At 65.1% G+C, this 608-nt stretch carries 1 protein-coding gene; it reads left to right on the forward strand.

Features of this window, described 5'->3' with window-relative positions; translation table 11 throughout:
• Nucleotides 1-608 (forward strand): DUF5801 repeats-in-toxin domain-containing protein (locus LD28_RS0120565; protein ID WP_033138762.1); only part of this gene is annotated, 608 nt, incomplete at both ends.

Raw genomic sequence — 608 nt, forward strand, 5'->3', positions numbered from 1 at the left:
CAGTGCGTCTGTGGACCTCGGGGCCAATGGTGTGTTCCGCTTCGAGGATGACGGTCCGCGTGCCGGGCTGGCGGTGGAAGCACCGCGTCTTGGTGCAACTGTGGACGAGAGTTTGGCAAGTCTGGGTGGTGTGGGCAGCGACGGGGTGGCCAGTGTCAGCCTGAGCGCGGCCAATGTGCAGGCCCAGTTCGCACCGGTCTTCGGGGCGGATGGGGCGGGTAGCATCGGTTATAGCCTGGCGCTGACCGGCAGCAACGTGGCGAGCGGCCTGTATGCGGTCGACCCGCTGGCCGCCAACGGCAAGGGTGCGGCCATTGAGCTCAATCAGGTGGGCAACGTCATCACCGGCAGCGCCGGTGGGGTGGACTACTTTACTCTGACCATCAACCCGACCACCGGGGAAGTGACGCTGGCCCTGCTGGACAACGTCTGGCATGGCAACACCACCAGTGCGGATGACAGCGTGGCGCTGAGCGTGGGTCAGGGCGTGCTGACATTGGTGCAGACCGTGACCGACGCCGATGGCGACCGGGCCAGTGCATCTGTGGACCTGGGTGCCAATGGTGTGTTCCGCTTCGAGGATGACGGCCCAAAAGCAAGCAATGTGC

It is taken from the genome of Aeromonas finlandensis (assembly GCF_000764645.1).
Classification (GTDB): Bacteria; Pseudomonadota; Gammaproteobacteria; order Enterobacterales; family Aeromonadaceae; genus Aeromonas; species Aeromonas finlandensis.